At 69.4% G+C, this 18,594-nt stretch carries 14 protein-coding genes; 7 read left to right on the top strand and 7 right to left on the bottom strand.

What is annotated here, in order from left to right; genetic code table 11:
* Positions 1 to 143: 143 nt before the first annotated feature.
* Positions 144 to 1,016, top strand: a complete 873-nt coding sequence (locus OG202_RS33690; protein WP_326577293.1) for a 5'-methylthioadenosine/S-adenosylhomocysteine nucleosidase — start codon at positions 144 to 146, stop codon at positions 1,014 to 1,016.
* Between the two features lie 232 nt (positions 1,017 to 1,248).
* Positions 1,249 to 3,165, top strand: a complete 1,917-nt coding sequence (locus OG202_RS33685; RefSeq protein ID WP_327727766.1) for a tetratricopeptide repeat protein — start codon at positions 1,249 to 1,251, stop codon at positions 3,163 to 3,165.
* A gap of 195 nt (positions 3,166 to 3,360) precedes the next feature.
* Here OG202_RS33685 and OG202_RS33680 read toward each other — a convergent pair whose 3' ends face one another.
* The gene (locus tag OG202_RS33680) at positions 3,361 to 3,816 is read right to left on the bottom strand and encodes a PPOX class F420-dependent oxidoreductase (protein ID WP_326577297.1); all 456 of its coding nucleotides are present in this window, start codon (positions 3,814 to 3,816) and stop codon (positions 3,361 to 3,363) included.
* Between the two features lie 134 nt (positions 3,817 to 3,950).
* Here OG202_RS33680 and OG202_RS33675 point away from each other — a divergent pair, with 134 nt between their 5' ends.
* Entirely contained in the window at positions 3,951 to 4,745 is a 795-nt protein-coding gene (locus tag OG202_RS33675; RefSeq protein WP_328224041.1) for a helix-turn-helix domain-containing protein, read from the top strand.
* Between the two features lie 31 nt (positions 4,746 to 4,776).
* Here the strand turns inward: OG202_RS33675 and OG202_RS33670 are convergent, their stop codons facing one another.
* Positions 4,777 to 5,802 (bottom strand): ATP-dependent 6-phosphofructokinase, encoded by a 1,026-nt coding sequence (locus OG202_RS33670; protein WP_326577301.1) that lies wholly within the window; start codon positions 5,800 to 5,802, stop codon positions 4,777 to 4,779.
* 325 nt (positions 5,803 to 6,127) lie between these two features.
* Here OG202_RS33670 and pta point away from each other — a divergent pair, with 325 nt between their 5' ends.
* From pta to pyk, 3 genes are all read left to right on the top strand, one after another.
* Positions 6,128 to 8,263: a phosphate acetyltransferase gene (gene pta / locus OG202_RS33665; RefSeq protein WP_328224040.1), complete on the top strand. Its 2,136-nt coding sequence runs from the start codon at positions 6,128 to 6,130 to the stop codon at positions 8,261 to 8,263.
* Between the two features lie 32 nt (positions 8,264 to 8,295).
* Positions 8,296 to 9,507, top strand: a complete 1,212-nt coding sequence (locus tag OG202_RS33660) for an acetate kinase (RefSeq protein ID WP_326577304.1) — start codon at positions 8,296 to 8,298, stop codon at positions 9,505 to 9,507.
* Positions 9,508 to 9,698: 191 nt separating this feature from the next.
* Positions 9,699 to 11,129 (top strand): pyruvate kinase, encoded by a 1,431-nt coding sequence (gene pyk, locus OG202_RS33655; RefSeq protein WP_326577306.1) that lies wholly within the window; start codon positions 9,699 to 9,701, stop codon positions 11,127 to 11,129.
* 121 nt (positions 11,130 to 11,250) lie between these two features.
* Here the strand turns inward: pyk and OG202_RS33650 are convergent, their stop codons facing one another.
* From OG202_RS33650 to OG202_RS33635, 4 genes are all read right to left on the bottom strand, one after another.
* Positions 11,251 to 12,645 (bottom strand): hypothetical protein, encoded by a 1,395-nt coding sequence (locus tag OG202_RS33650; RefSeq protein WP_328224039.1) that lies wholly within the window; start codon positions 12,643 to 12,645, stop codon positions 11,251 to 11,253.
* A complete protein-coding gene (locus tag OG202_RS33645) occupies positions 12,635 to 13,258 on the bottom strand; it encodes a DUF6114 domain-containing protein (RefSeq protein WP_326577310.1) in 624 nt (207 codons plus the stop codon). Before OG202_RS33645 ends, OG202_RS33650 begins: the two co-directional genes overlap by 11 nt.
* A gap of 168 nt (positions 13,259 to 13,426) precedes the next feature.
* Entirely contained in the window at positions 13,427 to 14,062 is a 636-nt protein-coding gene (locus OG202_RS33640; RefSeq protein WP_327727771.1) for a DUF6230 family protein, read from the bottom strand.
* A 732-nt stretch (positions 14,063 to 14,794) separates the two neighbouring features.
* Positions 14,795 to 15,772 carry a tetratricopeptide repeat protein gene (locus OG202_RS33635; RefSeq protein ID WP_326577314.1) on the bottom strand — a complete coding sequence of 326 codons (978 nt, stop codon included), beginning with the start codon at positions 15,770 to 15,772 and terminating at the stop codon, positions 14,795 to 14,797.
* Positions 15,773 to 15,962: 190 nt separating this feature from the next.
* Here OG202_RS33635 and OG202_RS33630 point away from each other — a divergent pair, with 190 nt between their 5' ends.
* Positions 15,963 to 16,598, top strand: a complete 636-nt coding sequence (locus OG202_RS33630; protein ID WP_326577316.1) for a TetR/AcrR family transcriptional regulator — start codon at positions 15,963 to 15,965, stop codon at positions 16,596 to 16,598.
* 221 nt (positions 16,599 to 16,819) lie between these two features.
* On the opposite strand, the gene OG202_RS33625 is transcribed toward OG202_RS33630, so the two are convergent.
* Complete coding sequence (locus tag OG202_RS33625) at positions 16,820 to 18,520, bottom strand: acyl-CoA mutase large subunit family protein (protein WP_327727772.1); 1,701 nt, start codon at positions 18,518 to 18,520, stop codon at positions 16,820 to 16,822.
* Positions 18,521 to 18,594: the final 74 nt, after the last annotated feature.

The following is an 18,594-nucleotide window of genomic DNA, read 5'->3' as shown; positions in this document are numbered from 1 at the left end:
CCCGCTCCGCACCGTGAATCAACGGTAAGGCGTCACAGGAGAGTTCGCTCCGGCCTCGCCGACCTCTGCGCCACCGAGGCCGTGCACGTCTGTCCCAGACCAACACCCCCGCCGCGCCGTCGACTTGGCAGTACCTTGGACAGGTGGCCAAAACCGACACCCGCCCCGTAACGGCCGTCATCCTCACCGCGCTCTCGGTGGAGTACGACGCCGTACGCGCGCTGCTGACAGACCTGGACCCCGAGGAACTCGTCCACGAGGACGGTGCCCGCGTCGAGGTAGGCCGCATCGAGGGCACCTCCTGGACCGTGGCGATCTCCGAACTGGGCGAGGGCGCGGTGCACGCCGCCGCGCTGACCACGCGGATCGTCGGGTGGCTCCGCCCGCAGGTGGTGCTCTTCGTGGGAGTCGCGGGCGGACTCAAGGACGACATCGACATCGGTGACGTGGTGGTCGGTACGAAGGTGTACGGCATCCACGGCGGCAAGCAGACCACCAAGGGCTTCCAGGCCCGGCCCGAGGTCTGGCACGGCTCGGGCCGACTCGTGCCGGCGGCCCGTTCCGCGCTGCGGGACATGACGGACGTACGAGGCCATCTCAAGCCGATCGCATGCGGTGACGTCGTCCTCGCCGACGACAGGTCCGCACTCGCCGAACACATCCGCCTGCACTACAACGACGCCTGCGCCATCGAGATGGAAGGCTCCGGCGCCGCCCACGCGGCCCACCTCAACGGCCAGGTGGACGCCCTCGTCATCCGGGGCATCAGCGACCGCGCCAACCGCCACAAACACAAGGCCGACGCCTCCGGCTCCCAGGAACTGGCCGCCAAGCAAGCCGCCTCGGTAGCCGTCGGTGTCCTCCGCAAACACCGGCCACGCGGCGGCGGTTCCTCCGACTCCCAGGAGGGTCCCTTGCGCCGCCACGACGGCGGAGCCTCGTACGGCGGCGACCACATCGACTTCCGGCGAGGCACCTTCTACGGGCCTGTCACCGGCAAGTCGGACGGACGATAGACCCCAGAGCCAGAACCGGAACCGGAACGAGGGCCGGAACCAGGGCCAAGACCAGTGCCAGGTCCGGGGACACGTCCACGGCCCGGTCCCGGTCGCGACAGCCACGCTCCCGCCACGTCCTCCCGGTTTCACGGGACGATCAGCGGAGATGGACCGCCTCCTCCCTCGCCTGGCACCCGCCCGGGACGAGGACACCGCGCCACTCCCCCTCCTCATCTCCGCCGTCACCGGCATGGGCGGCATCGGCAAGACCGCCCTCGCGGTGGAGGCGGCACACCGGGCCCGCGCCGAGGGCTGGTTCCCCGGTGGAACCCTCTTCGTCGACCTGCGCGGCTACGACGACAACCCGGTCACCGCCGACCAGGCGGTCCTGGCACTGCTCGACGCGTTGGGCGTACGCGATGGAGAACTACCGGAGAGGATCGAACGGCAGTATGACGCATACCGGGCGCTTCTCACCGAGCGACAGGACCGGATACTTCTGATCCTGGACAACGCCTCGGATCCGTCGCAGTACCTCCCCCTGCTGCCCGGCACGGACCAGCACCGAGTGCTGATCACGTCCCGAAACCGCCCGTACGACCTCCCCGTACGCATCATCGACCTCGAAGCGCTCGATCCGGACGAGTCCGTCGCCCTCATCAGCGGGGCCCTGCACGACTCCGACGAACGTGACGACCGTCCAGCTCGGGAGGAGGAGGCTCTGGGCGAACTGACGGCACTCTGCGGCCACTTGCCTCTCGCACTCCAGATTGCAGCCGCGATGCTCCGGCGGCGGCGATACCGCGGCATCGCCTCGCTGGTAGCCGAGATCAAGAAGGCCGAGAATCCGACCGTAGCGTTCGACAAGGGTCGTTCCGGCACGGATCTGTACGGTCGCTCACTCGCCCTCAGCCCCGTTCTGGAGACCTCGTACCGCCGACTGCCACCCGACCAGGCGCGGTTGCTCTGCCTGCTGAGCCTCGCCCCCGGCTCGGAAACCACGACGGAGGCGGTGGCCGCTCTGATCGTCCTGGACACGGATTCCACCCTGTCGCTTCTGGAAGACCTGGCCGCCACGCATCTGGTCGCGTCCGTCCAGAACGGCAAGGAGGCGACGTCCATGCCTCGGTGGCGATTGCACGACCTGGTACGGGCGTTCGGGACGGGCATGGTCGCGGCGGACAAGGGGCTGTGGGAAGAGGGGCAGGCTGCACGGGAGCGCGTGCTTGAGTTCTATTACCGATGGGCGGCAGCGGCTGATGACCGTTTGCGGTGGCTGCCCGGCATGGAGGAACCGGAGCAATTTTCGGATCGAGCGGAGGCGCTGGCGTGGTTTGACCGGGAACGGGAGGGACTGGTGGCAGCGGTGTTGTGGGCGCGCGAGGAGCGGTTCGCGGATACAGCAGTGCTGCTGGCGGAGTGCCTGGGAGAGTATCTCTCTTGGCGGCGGTACTTCGATGACGGGATCACCGTCTCCCGTGCCGCGCAGGAGGCCGCCCAGCGTGCGGGGAGCCGCCTCGGTGAGGCCGGCGCGTGGAACAATCTTGGGATCGCCTTGCGCGAGGCGGGTCGGATGGATGAAGCCATGGCCGCCCATATCCGCGCCCGAGACCTGCTCCAGGCCGCCGGCAACCGCCACGGTGAGGCCATGGCTTGGAACAGTCTCGGCATCGCCTTGTTGGAGGCGGGCAGGGCGGACGAGGCAGTCGACGCCCTCATTCGCGCCCGGAACCTTTGCCAGGCCGCCGGCAACCACCACGGCGAGGCCAGGGCATGGAACAACCTCGGCAACGCCTTGCAGGAGGCGGGCCGGATGGATGAAGCGATCACCGCCCATATCCGCGCCCGAGACCTGTACCAGGCGGCCGGCAACCGCCAGGGTGAGGCCAGGGCATGGAACAACCTCGGGCTCGCCTTGCAGGAGACGGGCCGGGTGGAGGAAGCCATCAAGGCGTACGACAAGGATCTGGAGGTCTGCCAGGAGTTCGAAGACTGGTACGGCGCAGGCCAAACCCTGGAAAACCTGGCCCTCGCCTACGACGACGCCCATCGCCCCATGGAAGCCCGCGCCCACTACCTCCGCGCTGCCGACGCCTTCACCCGAGCCAACGCCACGGACCGAGCCACCCAAGCCCGCGCGTACGCCAGCAGCCTCGAAAAGCCCTAGCCTCCCCCCTCTACGAACACCCTCCCCCCCTTGCCCTGAGCCGCTGGTGCTGGTGCTGGTGCTGGTGCATGGGGTGGTGGGGGAAGTGTTTTGTACATGTGGGCGCCAACCGGACGCCGTCGCCCGACGGAACTTCCCCATCGCGGTCCCGGACCAGGGCCAAGCCGGCCCCCCGCCACACGCCACCCCCGACCCTCACCCTTCCGGCAGCACCCCCGCCCGAAACGGCTCCACCCCCACCACCCGCCGCACCCGCACCGGCTCGATCAGGATCATCAGGCGGCGTTCCCCGGGCAGCAGCCACGGATAGCGGTCCTCGCCGATGTACTTCCGGGTGAGCCGGTCCATGGCGCGGTCCGCTTCCTCGCCCTCCACGAACCGCGCTACCCGCCCCCGGATCTCGGCCCGGTCGTAGGGGTTCTCGGGGTCGTGGTGGGACAAGGAGACGAGCGGGTTGCGGCGCAGGTTCTCCTCCTTCACCCGCCCGACCGACGTATTGACCATGACGTACTCGCCGCCACCGTCTCCGTCGGCCTCGATGTCCACCCACATGGGTGACACCTGAGGCGCCCCGTCCGGCCCGACCGTCGCCAAGTGCCAGAAGTTCGGAGCCAGTAGGCGCTCGCGTATGTGTCCGTCCAGCTTCGTCATACGGCCACCCATACCCAGCAAGCCACTCCGATCACTCGGAGCCCACCACCCCCACAAACCGTAGATTCCCACAATCCGTGATTGTGGCCGAACAGCGCGTAGTCACCGCAGCCGCGCACCCCTACGTTGTGCGCGTGCACCGACGCTCAGCCCACGAACGGCAGCCCCAGCACCCGTACCCGCAACCGCACCCGGCCCCCTACGCGGACCCGGGCCCGTACTCGGACCCTCAACCCCCCGCCCCCACCCCGCCCTTCAACGCCCCCGCCGCCCGGCAACTCCGTATCGCCCTCGGCATGGGCCCCGAGCACGTCGCCTACGGGATGCGCTCCTCGTACGGGCTCCCGTACGTCACCCCGGACATGGTCGCCGCCTGGGAACACGGCGCCGTCGCACCCACCAACCCCGAACTCACCGCGCTAGCGGGCGTGTTGTGGTGCTCCACGAATGAACTCACCGGCACACCCAGGACCTTGCGCGAGCACCGCATGGCCCAAGGGATCGCCGCCGAGGACATCGCCCGTGCGGTCGGCCTCGAACTCTCCGCCTACCTCGGCATGGAGGAGACCGAGGAGTGGCGCGGTACCGATCGACAGTCAGCCGCCCTCGCCGACGTGCTCGACCTCTCACTGCCCGACCTGATCACCGTCACGGGACGCGAGGCGAAGCTGACTGATCTGCTCCGCAGCGCGGTGACCACGCGCTGGAAGGCCTACGTGCGACCGACCGCCAAGTTACTGGCCCTCGACCGGCATCTCCTGGAGGACGTCCTCCAGGAGATGCACGCCGACTACCAGGGCCTGGTGGCCGCCACCCTCACCTGGGCCAACGGCACCGCCGCGACCGACTCGGGCGACACCGGCCGCGACTACCTGGACCGGATCGTCGACCACTTCTGGTCACTGGTCCAGCGCACGGCCGCCTACTGACCCGCGCCCGCCGCACCGCAGGCGGAACGACCTAGAACACCGACTCCGCCTCGTCCATCCGATCCTTCGGCACCGTCTTCAGCTCGGTCACCGCCTCCGCCAGCGGCACCATCACCACCTCGGTGCCGCGCAGCGCGGTCATCCGGCCGAAGTCGGCCCGGTGCGCGGCCTCGACCGCGTGCCAGCCGAAGCGCGTGGCGAGCACCCTGTCGTACGCGGTCGGGGTGCCGCCCCGCTGGATGTGACCGAGAATGACCGGCTTGGCCTCCTTGCCGAGGCGCCGCTCCAGCTCGTACGCCAGGGCCGCGCCGATGCCCTGGAAGCGCTCGTGGCCGAACTGGTCGATCTCGCCGTGGCCGTAGTCCATCGAGCCCTCGGCCGGGTGGGCGCCCTCGGCGACACAGATGACCGCGAACTTCTTGCCGCGGGCGAACCGCTCCTCGACCATCTTCACCAGGCTGGCCGGGTCGAACGCGCGCTCGGGCAGGCAGATGCCGTGCGCGCCCGCCGCCATGCCCGACTCCAGCGCGATCCAGCCCGCGTGCCGGCCCATGACCTCGACCACCATCACCCGCTGATGGGACTCGGCGGTCGTCTTCAGGCGGTCCATCGCCTCCGTGGCGACCCCGACCGCCGTGTCGAAGCCGAACGTCCGGTCCGTGGACGAGATGTCGTTGTCGATGGTCTTCGGGACGCCGACCACGGGCAGGCCCGCGTCCGACAGCATCCGCGCCGCCGTCAGCGTGCCCTCGCCGCCGATCGGGATCAGCACGTCGATACCGAACTGGTGCGCCATGTCCTGCGCGTTCTCGCAGGCCTCGCGGAGCCGGTCACGCTGGAGGCGCGAGGAGCCGAGGATGGTGCCGCCGCGGGCCAGGATGCCGCTGACGGAGTCCAGGTCGAGGGTGCGGTAGCGGCCGTCGAGGAGGCCGGCGTAGCCGTCCTCGAAGCCGATGACCTCGTCGCCGTACTGGGCGACCGCTCGGTGCACGACCGACCGGATCACTGCGTTCAGGCCCGGACAGTCGCCGCCTGCGGTGAGAACTCCGATACGCATCGTGCTGTGTCTCCTGCTCGTCCTGATCGTCCTGATCGGTGTTGTTACTTATGAGCCAGTCCGATTGTTTCACGGCCGCCAGGGGGGCGCCGCGCCCGTCCACCCCCGTCCACGGCTCCCCCACCGCACGGCCACCGTCCGCCCGCCGCCACCGCCAAGCTGATGGGCGCCTTATCCATGGTCAGAGGTATTGTCAAGAGGGTTTCCGTCCACCACGACGGTGATTTTCGTTCCCACCTACCGAAACCACCTACTGAACCCACCTACCGAAACCCACCTACCGAACCACACGTCCTACACGTCCCACATGAAACGGAGAGCACACGTGACGCGCAGCGTGTACGTGACCGGTATCGACCGCGGCGACGGCCGCCAGGTCGTCGAGCTGGGGGTCATGGAGCTCCTGACCCGCCAGGTCGACCGGGTGGGGGTGTTCCGGCCGCTGCTGCACCACGGACCGGACCGGCTCTTCGACCTGCTGCGCGCCCGCTATCGGCTCACCCAGGACCCTGCGACCGTGTACGGCATGGACTACCACGAGGCGTCCACGCTCCAGGCCGAGCACGGCACGGACGAACTCGTCTCCACACTCGTCGAGCGGTTCCACGGCGTCGCCCGCGACTACGACGTCGTCCTCGTCCTGGGTACGGACTTCGCCGACACGCAGTTCCCTGACGAGCTCTCCCTCAACGCCCGGCTCGCCAACGAGTTCGGCGCCTCCGTCATCTCCGTGGTCGGCGGGCGGAAGCAGACCGCCGAGTCCGTGGCCGCCGAGACGCACAACGCCTATCGCGCGTACGACGGCCTCGGCTGTGACGTCCTCGCCATGGTCGTCAATCGCGTCACGCCCGCCGACCGCACCGAGATAGCCGAGCGGCTCGGCGACTCCCGGCTGCCTCTCCCCGTGCCCTGTTACGTCGTCCCCGACGAGCCCGCGCTCTCCGCGCCCACCGTCGCCCAGATCACCCACGCCCTCGGCGGCAAGGTCCTCCTCGGCGACGACTCGGGGCTCGCGCGCGACGCGCTGAACTTCGTCTTCGGCGGGGCCATGCTGCCGAACTTCCTCAACGCCCTGACCCCGGGCTGTCTGGTCGTCACCCCCGGCGACCGCGCGGACCTCGTCGTCGGCGCCCTCGCCGCCCACAGCGCCGGGACCCCGCCCATCGCCGGTGTCCTCCTCACCCTCGACGAGCGGCCCAGCGACGAAGTCCTCACCCTGGCCGCCCGCCTCGCCCCCGGCACGCCGGTCGTCGCCGTCGAGACCGGCTCCTTCCTCACCGCCTCCGAACTCTTCTCCATGGAGGGGAAGTTGAGCGCGGTGACACCGCGCAAGGCGGAGATGGCGCTCGGGCTCTTCGAGCGGTACGTCGACACCGCCGAGCTGCGCGGCCGGGTCTCCGCGCCGAGCAGCGACCGCGTCACGCCGATGATGTTCGAGCACACGCTGCTCGAACAGGCCCGTGCCGACAAGCGCCGTGTCGTCCTCCCCGAGGGCACCGAGGAGCGCGTCCTGCACGCGGCCGAGGTGCTGCTGCGGCGCGGGGTCTGCGACCTCACCCTGCTCGGGCCCGTCGAACAGATCCGCAAGAAGGCCGCCGACCTGGGCATCGACCTCGGGGACAGCATGCTGGTGGACCCGGCGACCTCCGAGTGGCGGGACTCCTTCGCCGAGAAGTACGCCCAGTTCCGCGCCCACAAGAACGTCAGCGTCGAGCTGGCGTACGACGTCGTGTCCGATGTGAACTACTTCGGCACGCTCATGGTCCAGGAGGGGCTCGCCGACGGCATGGTGTCGGGGTCGGTGCACTCCACCGCCGCCACCATCCGGCCCGCCTTCGAGATCATCAAGACCAAGCCGGACGCCGACATCGTCTCGTCCGTCTTCTTCATGTGCCTCGCCGACAAGGTGCTGGTCTACGGCGACTGCGCGGTCAACCCGGACCCGAACGCCCGGCAGCTCGCCGACATCGCCGTCCAGTCCGCCGCCACCGCACGGCGGTTCGGGGTCGAGCCGAGGATCGCGATGCTGTCGTACTCCACGGGGACGTCCGGCTCGGGCGCCGACGTCGACAAGGTGCGGGAGGCCACCGAGATCGTGCGCTCCCGGCGGCCCGACCTGCTGATCGAGGGGCCGATCCAGTACGACGCCGCCGTCGAGCCGAGTGTCGCGGCGACCAAGCTGCCGGACTCCGAAGTCGCGGGCCAGGCAACGGTGTTGATCTTCCCGGACCTCAACACCGGCAACAACACCTACAAGGCCGTGCAGCGGTCGGCCGGCGCGCTCGCGGTCGGGCCGGTCCTGCAGGGGCTGCGCAAGCCGGTCAACGACCTGTCCCGGGGCGCGCTCGTCCAGGACATCGTCACCACGGTCGCCATCACGGCGATCCAGGCCCAGACTCCCGCGTCCCCCGCCGGCACACCCGCCGCACCCGCCGCACCCGCCGCACCCGCCGCCCAGTGACCCCCACCGACGACAGAAGGCACCCGACCACCGTGACCGCCACCCGCGTCCTCGTTCTCAACTCCGGCTCCTCCTCGGTGAAGTACCAGTTGCTCGACATGCGCGACAGCGGCCGGCTGGCCGTGGGGCTGGTCGAACGGATCGGCGAGGAGAACTCCCGGCTGAAGCACACCCCGCTCACCGACGGGGGCGCCTCCCGCGAGCGCACCGGGCCGATCGCCGACCACGAGGCCGCCCTGAAGGCCGTCGCCGAGGAGCTGGCCAAGGACGGGCTCGGCCTCGACTCCCCCGAGCTGGCCGCGATCGGGCACCGTGTCGTGCACGGCGGGCAGAGCTTCACGCACCCGACCGTCGTCGACGAGACCGTGCTCGCCGAGATCGAGCGCCTGATCCCGGTCGCGCCGCTGCACAACCCGGCCAACCTGACCGGCATCCGGACCGCCCGCGCGCTGCGGCCCGATCTCCCCCAGGTCGCCGTCTTCGACACCGCGTTCCACACGACGATGCCGGAGTCCGCCGCCCGCTACGCCATCGACGTCGAGACGGCCGACGCGCACCGCATCCGGCGCTACGGCTTCCACGGCACCTCGCACGCGTACGTCTCCCGGGCCACGGCCGAACTGCTGGGCAAGGACCCGTCCGAGGTGAACGTCATCGTGCTGCACCTCGGCAACGGGGCGTCCGCCTCGGCGGTCGAGGGCGGCCGGTGCGTGGACACCTCCATGGGTCTGACGCCTTTGGAGGGGCTCGTGATGGGTACGCGGTCCGGAGACATGGACCCGGCCGTCATCTTTCATTTGATGCGTGTTGGCGGAATGTCCACGGACGAGATCGACACTCTCCTCAACAAGAAGAGCGGTCTGATCGGGCTGTGCGGCGACAACGACATGCGGGAAATTCGCCGCCGGATCGACGAGGGCGACGAGCGGGCGCAGCTGGCCTTCGACATCTACATTCACCGGCTGAAGAAGTACATCGGCGCCTACTACGCGGTGCTCGGCCGGGTGGACGCGGTCGCGTTCACGGCCGGTGTCGGCGAGAACGCGGCGCCCGTGCGGGCGGCGGCCGTGGCGGGCCTGGAGGGGCTGGGCCTCGCGGTCGACGGCGAGCTGAACGCCGTACGGAGCGGTGAGCCGCGGCTGATCTCTCCGGCCGGCGCGCGGGTCGCGGTCGCGGTGGTGCCGACGGACGAGGAACTGGAGATCGCGGCGCAGACGTACGCGCTGGTCGGAAAGAACGACTGAGCCACATATGAGCTTCGAAAAGAACAACTGAGCAAGACGGTCGAGCGAAGACAACCGAGCAAAGACAACCGAGCAAAGAACAGAACAGCTGAGCAATACACACGGGTAACACGGCTGAGCGCATAGCCGCCCATTTGTACATTCCACCAGACGGAATATTCCGTAGCGAAACAAACCGATAGGATCGCCCCATGCGCCGTTCGAAAATCGTCTGTACTCTCGGCCCCGCGGTCGACTCCCACGAGCAACTGGTCGCCCTCATCGAGGCCGGCATGAACGTGGCCCGTTTCAATTTCAGCCACGGCAGCCACGCCGAGCACCAGGGCCGCTACGACCGGGTCCGGGCCGCCGCCGCCGAGACCGGCGTGGCCATCGGTGTCCTCGCCGACCTGCAGGGCCCGAAGATCCGTCTGGAGACCTTCGCCGAGGGTCCGGTGGAGCTGGTGCGCGGTGACGAGTTCACCATCACCGCCGAGGACGTGCCGGGCGACAAGCAGATCTGCGGTACGACGTACAAGGGGCTGCCCGGTGACGTCTCCCCCGGCGACCAGGTCCTCATCAACGACGGCAACGTCGAGCTGAAGGTCATCGAGGTCGACGGCCCGCGCGTGCGGACCGAGGTCATCGAGGGCGGTGTCATCTCCGACCACAAGGGCATCAACCTGCCCGGCGCGGCCGTGAACGTGCCGGCGCTGTCCGAGAAGGACGTCGAGGACCTGCGGTTCGCCCTGCGGATGGGCTGCGACCTGGTGGCGCTGTCCTTCGTGCGGGACGCGAGCGACGTGCGGGACGTCCACAAGGTGATGGACGAGGTGGGCCGCCGGGTCCCCGTCATCGCCAAGGTGGAGAAGCCGCAGGCCGTCGAGAACATGGACGACGTCGTGATGGCGTTCGACGGCGTGATGGTCGCCCGTGGCGACCTGGCCGTCGAGTACCCGCTCGAGAAGGTCCCCATGGTGCAGAAGCGGCTCATCGAGCTGTGCCGCCGCAACGCCAAGCCGGTGATCGTGGCGACCCAGATGATGGAGTCGATGATCACCAACTCCCGCCCCACGCGCGCCGAGGCGTCCGACGTCGCCAACGCGATCCTGGACGGCGCGGACGCGGTCATGCTGTCGGCGGAGTCCAGCGTGGGCGCGTACCCGCTGGAGACGGTCCGGACGATGTCGAAGATCGTCTCGGCGGCCGAGCAGGAGCTCCTCTCCAAGGGTCTGCAGCCGCTCGTGCCGGGCAAGAAGCCGCGTACGCAGGGTGGTTCGATCGCCCGTGCCGCCTGCGAGATCGCCGACTTCCTCGGCGGCCGGGCCCTGGTGGCCTTCACGCAGTCCGGTGACACCGCCCGCCGGCTGTCCCGCTACCGCGCCTCCCAGCCGATCATCGCGTACACCACCGACGAGTCCACCCGTAACCAGCTGGCGCTCAGCTGGGGTGTCGAGTCGCACGTCGTGCCGTTCGTGAACAGCACCGACGAGATGGTCGACCTGGTGGACCACGAGATGATCAAGCTCAACCGTTTCAGTGAGGGCGACATCGCGGTCATCACCGCCGGCTCGCCCCCCGGCGTCCCGGGCACCACGAACATGGTCCGGGTGCACCACCTGGGCGGCGGCGCCCGCGACTGACGCCGTCGCGGCAGGTGCCGTAGGACAACGCCGAGGGCGCCCCCTGGAACAGGGGGCGCCCTCGGTGTGTTGCGGCTCCCGGAAGGGTCCTGTACGGCGCTCGGCCGGCCGTGGCGGCTGCTCAGTCGGTGGTGTACTGGTGCAGCCCCGGCACGGTGAGCGTCCCGCCGAACTGTCCCGCCTGGACGACCTTCACCTTGGTGAAGTAGATCAGCGGGATGTTCAGCGGCGGCGGGTGCTTCGGGTCGAAGGTCACCGGGATCAGACCGAGCAGGTTGCCGGAGATGCTCTCGGTGTACATGACCGTCTTGCCGTCGCGGATCGTGGACGTCGTGCCCTTGCCGGCCTGCACGTGGTAGGTCACGCCGGCCTGCTTGTCGTCGACCGTCTGGTGGAGGTCGCCGATGTCGGTGCCGTCGGAGATGACGTACTTCAGCACCTCCTTGACCGTGCCGTCGGCGGTCTTCACCTTGACGATGCCCTGGTAGTCGGCGCCCTTCAGCAGCAGCGAACTGGCGTTGAGGTACCAGGGGTCGTCGGGCAGCGCCGGGATGCCCTTCTCCACGCCGCTCTCGTCGTCCGTGGCGACCGGACAGCCTTCCGTGTCCGTGCTCTCGCTCGGCGACGGGCTCGGCGTCGAGGTCGCGTCGTCCGCGGTGTCCTCGGCGGTGTCCTTGGTGTCCCCGGCGGTGTCGGTGACGTCCTTCGCGGTGTCCTCGACCTTGTCGGTGGCGTCGTCGGCCGTGTCCTGCGCGTCCTTGGAGGAGTCCGAGCCCGTGTCCTCGTCCTCGTCCGAGCCGGAGGCGTCCTCCGAGGCCGAGGGCGAGGGGGACGGGCTGGTGGACGCGGACGGCGTGGTGCTCTCCGTCTCCTCGTCGTCCGGCGTGAACACGTCCTCGATCGCGTTGCCGATGTCCTCCAGGACGTTGCCGCTCCCACTCTCGGAGGCGGCCTCCGACGGTGTGGCCGTGGCGTCGCCGGCGGACGTGTCGGCGGTGTCGGTCGACGTGGAGTCGCCGGCCGTCTCCTTGTCGTCGGAACCTGAATCCGACGAAGAGGAGCCGTCCGAGGACGAGTCGCCGGAGGCGGAGTCGTCGGATCCGGAGTCGTCCGAGGCGGAGTCGTCCGAGGAGCCGTCGTCGGAGGACGTGTCCTCGTCCTTGGGCTCGTCGTCCGGGGAGTCGGCGCTCTCCGACGCGGAGGCGGACGGCGTCGGGGTCGGCGAGGCGGACGTGTCGGTGCCCTCCTCGGCGCCCTCCAGCGCCTCCACGCAGTCCTTGTACTCGTCGGCCGTCAGACTCAGCTTCGCCGGGTCCTCGGCGCGGGCGAGGGTGGTGGTGGGCGTGAAGCCCATGCCCATGAGGACCGCCGTGGGCATGGCCGCCAGGGCTATCGCTTTGCCCGCCGGCATGTTCAGCCGGGTGAGAAGGGGCTTCTTGGGCGCCGCGTGCCGCGGTCCGGATCTCGCACGGGACTCTCCCACCGAAGTCCCGTGGGTCACCTCGTCAGCCGGCACTGTGCCTCCCGTTCGTCCCGTTCGTGGGGGTGGTACCTGACAGGTCGTCGCCCTCGCCGTTCGCCGCCCCGCTCATCGAGCCCGCTGCCGCGGGCTCCGGGGCGTCGCCCTTGTGCAGGGGGACCGCACCTTGCTGTGCCGTGTTCTGGGCTGTCGTGTCCTCGGGAGCCCGGGACCGTGCCGGGGTCCTGTACGTGGACGGCACCGCCGCCTCGTCGCCACCGGGCGCCCAGGCGATGGCCAGCGCACCGCCGATCAGCGCGAGCAGGAAGCCGAAGCCGAAGCCTCCGAGGTTGGAGACGGGGATGGACACGAGCGCCAGGAGGATCGCCGCCGTACCGGCGAAGGTGCGTACATGCCGCTGGAACCACAGGCTGACCCCGAGCACCACCAGCAGCACGCCGATGATGAGGGAGCCCGAGCCGCCCGTCGTCGCCATGGCGAGCGTGAGGTGACCGAGCTGCAGATTCGCGTACGGGAAGTACATGATCGGGAAGCCGCTGAGCAGGACCAACAGGCCTGCCCAGAAGGGACGGCTGCCCCTCCAGTCGCTGAAGCGCCGCCGGAGGACGCGGAGATAGTCTTCGTTCTGCCCCGTTGGCTCGGCGCTCATGGACAACAGCTCCCTGGAACGGTGTTGCTGTGACAAGTTCACGTACGACACGTACGAGGCGCGCGTACGGAATTCACGTACGGAGTGCGCGTGCGCGGCGGTCGCGCGCACGGCGGGAAGGACGGGCGGGCGAAGAAGCACAGGCCCCCTCACCCGCCCAGGGAGTGCCTAGTAGCACTCCACGGTGCCCTTGTGGAGCGACATCTTCAGGTTGCTCAGCTTGAAGGTTCCGGCAGTGGTCGCCCACGCCGTCTGCTTCACGTCGGTCAGCGTGGCCGAGTCGGCCTGCTGGGCGAACCCGTAGGGGTTGGCCTGCTCCGAGCCACCCTTCATGCCAGGACCCTTTTTGGCGTCCTTCGCCGCCACACCGATGTCGATGCCGCGGAAGACGGCATCGGCCGAGAGGTCCTCGACGTCGATGTAGAGGTTCTCGGCCTCGACCTTCTTGCCACCGGTACCGGCCGTCAGCTTGAGGCTGACGCTACCCAGGAACGGGACACCCGGGGTGACGACCGACTGGCACATGTTGGTGATCGACGCGGACCTGAACGCCGAAACGGCGACGGGGTGAACCGTCTTCTCGCCCTTGAGGGTGTAACCCTCGTCGAGCGCTCCGTACTGCGAGAAGCCCGTACCGTCGAGCTGGTCAGCCGTCACCTTGAACGACTGGCCCGACACACTGAACGACGCTGCGAGAGCACCCTGTGCCAGGGCCACACCTATCGCTGCTGTAGCGGCGACGCTGGGCACCATGACCACAGCGAACCGCTTCCATCTGGTCCCGCCACGCACCTGGGACTCCATATTTCCTCCTTCTCGGACGTACATCTCCTGTACACCGGTTCGCCCCTTGGCGGCGGCTCAGCCGGACAGGGATGGGAGAAGTGCTACGTCCTCGGGAAGGAGAGCGCCTGAGCTCGGTGGCGCGAAAAGCGTCCGAATCACCGGCGATCACCCCCGAGCGACAACCACTGGTCGCGCCTGACACGCATCACGCACAACCTGCTGGACAGGCTCCGCCGTTGAGCGGAGACCCCCCTGCCCAAGAGACAGGCGCCACTGTCGCCCGCTCTACTCGGTGGGGACCCAGAAAAACCGTTGACCCGACTGGCTGGCGGGGTACGGGACAGGACCGAGCGTCGCCGATCGTGGTGCATTCTCGCCGCCCCCGCAAGGGGGGTCGTTACTGGCTAGTAACGGACGGATAACCGAACAACGACCCATCGGCATCGGCGAGCAACCCTGGGTGGCGCCGAGTGAGGCGACACAACGGTTGACAGATGGACAGAGTCCGACAGATCGACGACTTTCTCTTACTGCCAGTAACAGCGGCCGCGTTTACCAAGATTTGGTAAAACGCGGCCGCGGTGTCGCTGTGTCGCCAAATCTCTCACTCGCGCAACACACGTCCCGGTACTCCGGGAACGGGTGGTCCCGGCCCCCCGAACCCCGCCCACCACAGCCGACGCTCAGCCGATGCACTGGTTCACACGCGGGGTTCACATGTGGGGTTCACGTGTGAGGTTCACATGTGGATCAGAACAGCGCCCGCGCCAGCGCCCGCCGCGCCGCGGCCACCCGCGGATCGTCGCCGCCGACCACCTCGAAGAGCTCCAGCAGCCGCGTCCGTACGGCGTCCCGGTCGTCCCCGGCCGTGCGCCGCACCGTGTCGATGAGTCGACCGAACGCGTCCTCCACATGTCCGCCGACGAGGTCGAGGTCCGCCGCCGCGATCTGCGCCTGCGCGTCATCCGGGTTCTCGGCGGCCGCCTTGCGCACGTCCTGCGGGTCGGCGCCCTGCACGCGCTGGAGCAACTCGGCCTGCGCGAGGCCCAGTTTGGCCTCGGTGTTGCCCGGGTCGTCGCTCAGCACGTTCTTGTACGCCTGCACCGCACCGCCGAAGTCGCCCGCGTCCAAGGCCTGTACGGCGGCTTCGAGCAGGTGGTCGTACGGGCCGGCCGGGATCTGCGGGGCCGCCTCAACGGGGGCGTCGGACTCGGCGTCCGGGTCCACCACGAGGCCGGTGAGCCCGAAGCGCTGCTCGGCGACCTGCACGAGCTGGTCGAGGGTCGAGCGGATCTGCTGCTCGGGGGCGGCCCCCTGGAAGAGGGGCAGCGCCTGCCCCGCGACAACGGCGAACACCGCCGGAATCCCCTGGATCCCGAACTGCTGCATCAACATCTGGTTGGCGTCGACATCGATCTTGGCGAGGACGAACTTGCCGTTGTACTCGACGGCGAGCCGCTCCAGCACCGGGCTGAGCTGCTTGCAGGGCTGGCACCACTCGGCCCAGAAGTCGATGACGACGGGTACTTCGGTGGACCGCTGCAGGACCTCGCTCTCGAACCCGGCCTCATCGACATCGATGACCAGGTCGACCGGGGAGACCGCTCCTCCGCCGCCCTGCCGGGCCGATTCGGCGCGCGCCTGCTCCGCCTTCGCCTTGGCCTCCTGGGCCGCCTTCACCGCGGCGAGGTCGACGACTCCGCTCATGGACATGTTCCGTGGCTGCATGAGTACATCCTCCCCCTTCCGAGCACGCAGGTGAAAAGCGTCCTGAAAGCCAGGCATCCCCCCAAGCTTTCGCTACGACTCGTAGCGTAACCGCCCCGGCGACTCTCCTGTACCCCTCACTACCCACTCCCCAGTGATCTGCCTCACGACACCCCGGGGAAGTTCGGGAACGGCCGGATATGGTCGGCGGATGCAGAGCCGCACCCCCGCCTCCCGCGCCACGGGCGGCCGTCCGCGCAGCGCCGCCGCGGACGCCGCGATCCTGGCGGCGACCCGGGAGGCGCTGGTCGACCTGGGCTGGTCGAAGCTGACGCTGGGCGACGTGGCGACGCGGGCCGGCGTCGCGAAGACGACCCTCTACCGCCGCTGGGCCGGCAAGAACGAACTCGTCGTGGACGCGGTGGCGGAGCTCTTCGACGAACTCCGCCTGCCCGACCGGGGCAGCCTGGCGGCCGACATCGAGGGCGTGGTGCTCCAGTTCGCGGCGATCCTGGCCCGCCCGGAGGCCAGGAGCGGACTCATGGCGGTCATCGCCGAGTCGACCCGCGACGACGCCCTCCGCGAACGCATCCGCGCGTCCATCGTCGACCGACAGAAACGCCTCGTCGTGGAAGGCCGCTCCCGCGCCCAGGCCCGCGGCGAACTCCCCCCGGAGACCGACCCCTCCACCGCCTCCCACACCACCGACCTCGTCTTCGACGTCGTGGCCGGCGCGGTCGTCCACCGCACCCTCGTCAGCGCGGAACCCGCGGACGAGGAATGGGTACGGGACTTCACCAGGCTGTTGTTGCTGGGCTTGCGAGGCGCGGCGTCGGAGCCGCCCTGATTCGCGGCCCGTAGGGGGCGCGGGGAACCGCGCGACAGGCCACGACGCTCCGACACGTACGAACGCACGTCACCCCCTCTCGCCTCCCAGCGGGGGCCTGGGGGCTGCCGTCCCCAGAGGGGGGTCGAAGGGGCACCGCCCCCGGGGATGGGAACGGGTAAGGGGTAAGGGCCGGCGGGGGCGGAAATCCCCACGCCCGCCCCGACCCGACCCGACCGCTCCTAGAAACCCGGCGGCTCCGTATAGACCCCCCACTCCTCCCGCAGCACCCCACAGATCTCCCCCAGCGTCGCCTCGGCCCGCACCGCGTCGAGCATGGGCCCGATCATGTTGGCCCCGTCCCGCGCGGCCGCGAGCATGGCGTCGAGTGCCCGCCCCACGGCCGCGTCGTCCCGCGCGCCCTTCCGCCCCGCGAGGACCCGCACCTGCTCCCGCTCCACCTCGTGACTGACCCGCAGGATCTCCAGATCGCCCGTCACGGACCCGTGGTGGACGTTGACACCGACGACCCGCTTCTCGCCCTTCTCCAGGGCCTGCTGGTACCGGAAGGCCGACTCCGCGATCTCCCCGGTGAACCACCCGTCCTCGATCCCCCGCAGGATCCCGGACGTGATCGGCCCGATGGGGTGCCGTCCGTCGGGGTGGGCCCGCAGCCCCCGCTCCCTGATCTGGTCGAAGATCTTCTCCGCGTCCGCCTCGATACGGTCGGTCAGCTGCTCGACGTACCACGAACCACCCAGCGGATCGGCCACGTTGGCGACCCCGGTCTCCTCCATGAGCACCTGCTGCGTCCGCAGGGCGATCTCCGCGGCCTGCTCGGACGGCAGCGCCAGGGTCTCGTCCAACGCGTTGGTGTGCAGGGAGTTGGTGCCGCCGAGCACCGCGGACAGCGCCTCCACCGCCGTACGCACCACGTTGTTGTACGGCTGCTGCGCGGTCAGGGAGACCCCGGCGGTCTGCGTGTGGAACCGCAGCCACTGCGCCTTGTCGGTGCGGGCCCCGTACACGTCCCGCATCCACCGCGCCCAGATCCTGCGCGCCGCGCGGAACTTGGCGATCTCCTCGAAGAAGTCGACGTGCGCGTCGAAGAAGAACGACAGTCCGGGCGCGAACACATCGACGTCCAGCCCCCGGCTGAGCCCCAGCTCCACATACCCGAACCCGTCCGCGAGCGTGTACGCCAGCTCCTGCGCGGCCGTGGCCCCGGCCTCGCGGATGTGGTAGCCGGAGACGGACAGCGGCTTGTAGGCGGGGATCTCGGCCGCGCAGTGCTCCATGAGGTCACCGATGAGGCGGAGATGCGGCTCGGGCTGGAAGAGCCACTCCTTCTGCGCGATGTACTCCTTGAAGATGTCGGTCTGGAGCGTGCCGTTGAGCACCCGCGGATCGACGCCCTGCCGCTCGGCGGCGACGAGATACATGCAGAAGACGGGAACGGCGGGCCCGCTGATCGTCATGGAGGTCGTGACGTCCCCCAGCGGGATGTCCTTGAACAGCACCTCCATGTCGGCGGCGGAGTCGATGGCCACCCCGCAGTGCCCGACCTCCCCCAGGGACCGGGGTTCGTCGGAGTCCCGCCCCATGAGCGTCGGCATGTCGAACGCGACGGACAGCCCTCCGCCACCGTTGGCGAGGATCTTCTTGTACCGCTCGTTCGTCTGCTCCGCGTTCCCGAACCCCGCGAACTGGCGGATCGTCCAGGTCCGCCCCCGGTACCCGGTCGGATACAGCCCGCGCGTGAACGGATACTCCCCCGGCCACCCGATCCGCTCGAACCCCTCGTACACGTCCCCCGGCCGGGGCCCGTACGCGGGCTCCACCGGATCCCCGGAGAGCGTCGTGAAGTCGGCCTCCCGCTTCCGCGCGGAGTCGTAACGGTCCTGCCAGCGGCGGCGGCCCTCTTCGATGGCGTCAGCGTCCATGACACCAATTTACTTGGACGTCCTAGTAAATGACAGCGACGCAGGCCAGGACGCGCGCGCGAGGCACCCAAAAG

It is taken from the genome of Streptomyces sp. NBC_00310 (assembly GCF_036208085.1).
Taxonomy (GTDB): Bacteria; Actinomycetota; Actinomycetes; order Streptomycetales; family Streptomycetaceae; genus Streptomyces.
This window is presented reverse-complemented; position numbering and strand designations above follow the sequence as displayed.

Excerpts from the sequence above, each read along its gene's own strand:
- OG202_RS33685 (WP_327727766.1), top strand. The coding sequence starts at position 1,249 with ATGGGCGGCATCGGCAAGACCGCCCTCGCGGTGGAGGCGGCACACCGG.
- OG202_RS33680 (WP_326577297.1), bottom strand. The coding sequence starts at position 3,816 with ATGACGAAGCTGGACGGACACATACGCGAGCGCCTACTGGCTCCGAAC.
- OG202_RS33670 (WP_326577301.1), bottom strand. The coding sequence starts at position 5,802 with ATGCGTATCGGAGTTCTCACCGCAGGCGGCGACTGTCCGGGCCTGAAC.
- pyk (WP_326577306.1), top strand. The coding sequence starts at position 9,699 with ATGCGCCGTTCGAAAATCGTCTGTACTCTCGGCCCCGCGGTCGACTCC.
- OG202_RS33645 (WP_326577310.1), bottom strand. The coding sequence starts at position 13,258 with ATGAGCGCCGAGCCAACGGGGCAGAACGAAGACTATCTCCGCGTCCTC.
- OG202_RS33640 (WP_327727771.1), bottom strand. The coding sequence starts at position 14,062 with ATGGAGTCCCAGGTGCGTGGCGGGACCAGATGGAAGCGGTTCGCTGTG.
- OG202_RS33635 (WP_326577314.1), bottom strand. The coding sequence starts at position 15,772 with ATGCAGCCACGGAACATGTCCATGAGCGGAGTCGTCGACCTCGCCGCG.
- OG202_RS33630 (WP_326577316.1), top strand. The coding sequence starts at position 15,963 with ATGCAGAGCCGCACCCCCGCCTCCCGCGCCACGGGCGGCCGTCCGCGC.
- OG202_RS33625 (WP_327727772.1), bottom strand. The coding sequence starts at position 18,520 with ATGGACGCTGACGCCATCGAAGAGGGCCGCCGCCGCTGGCAGGACCGT.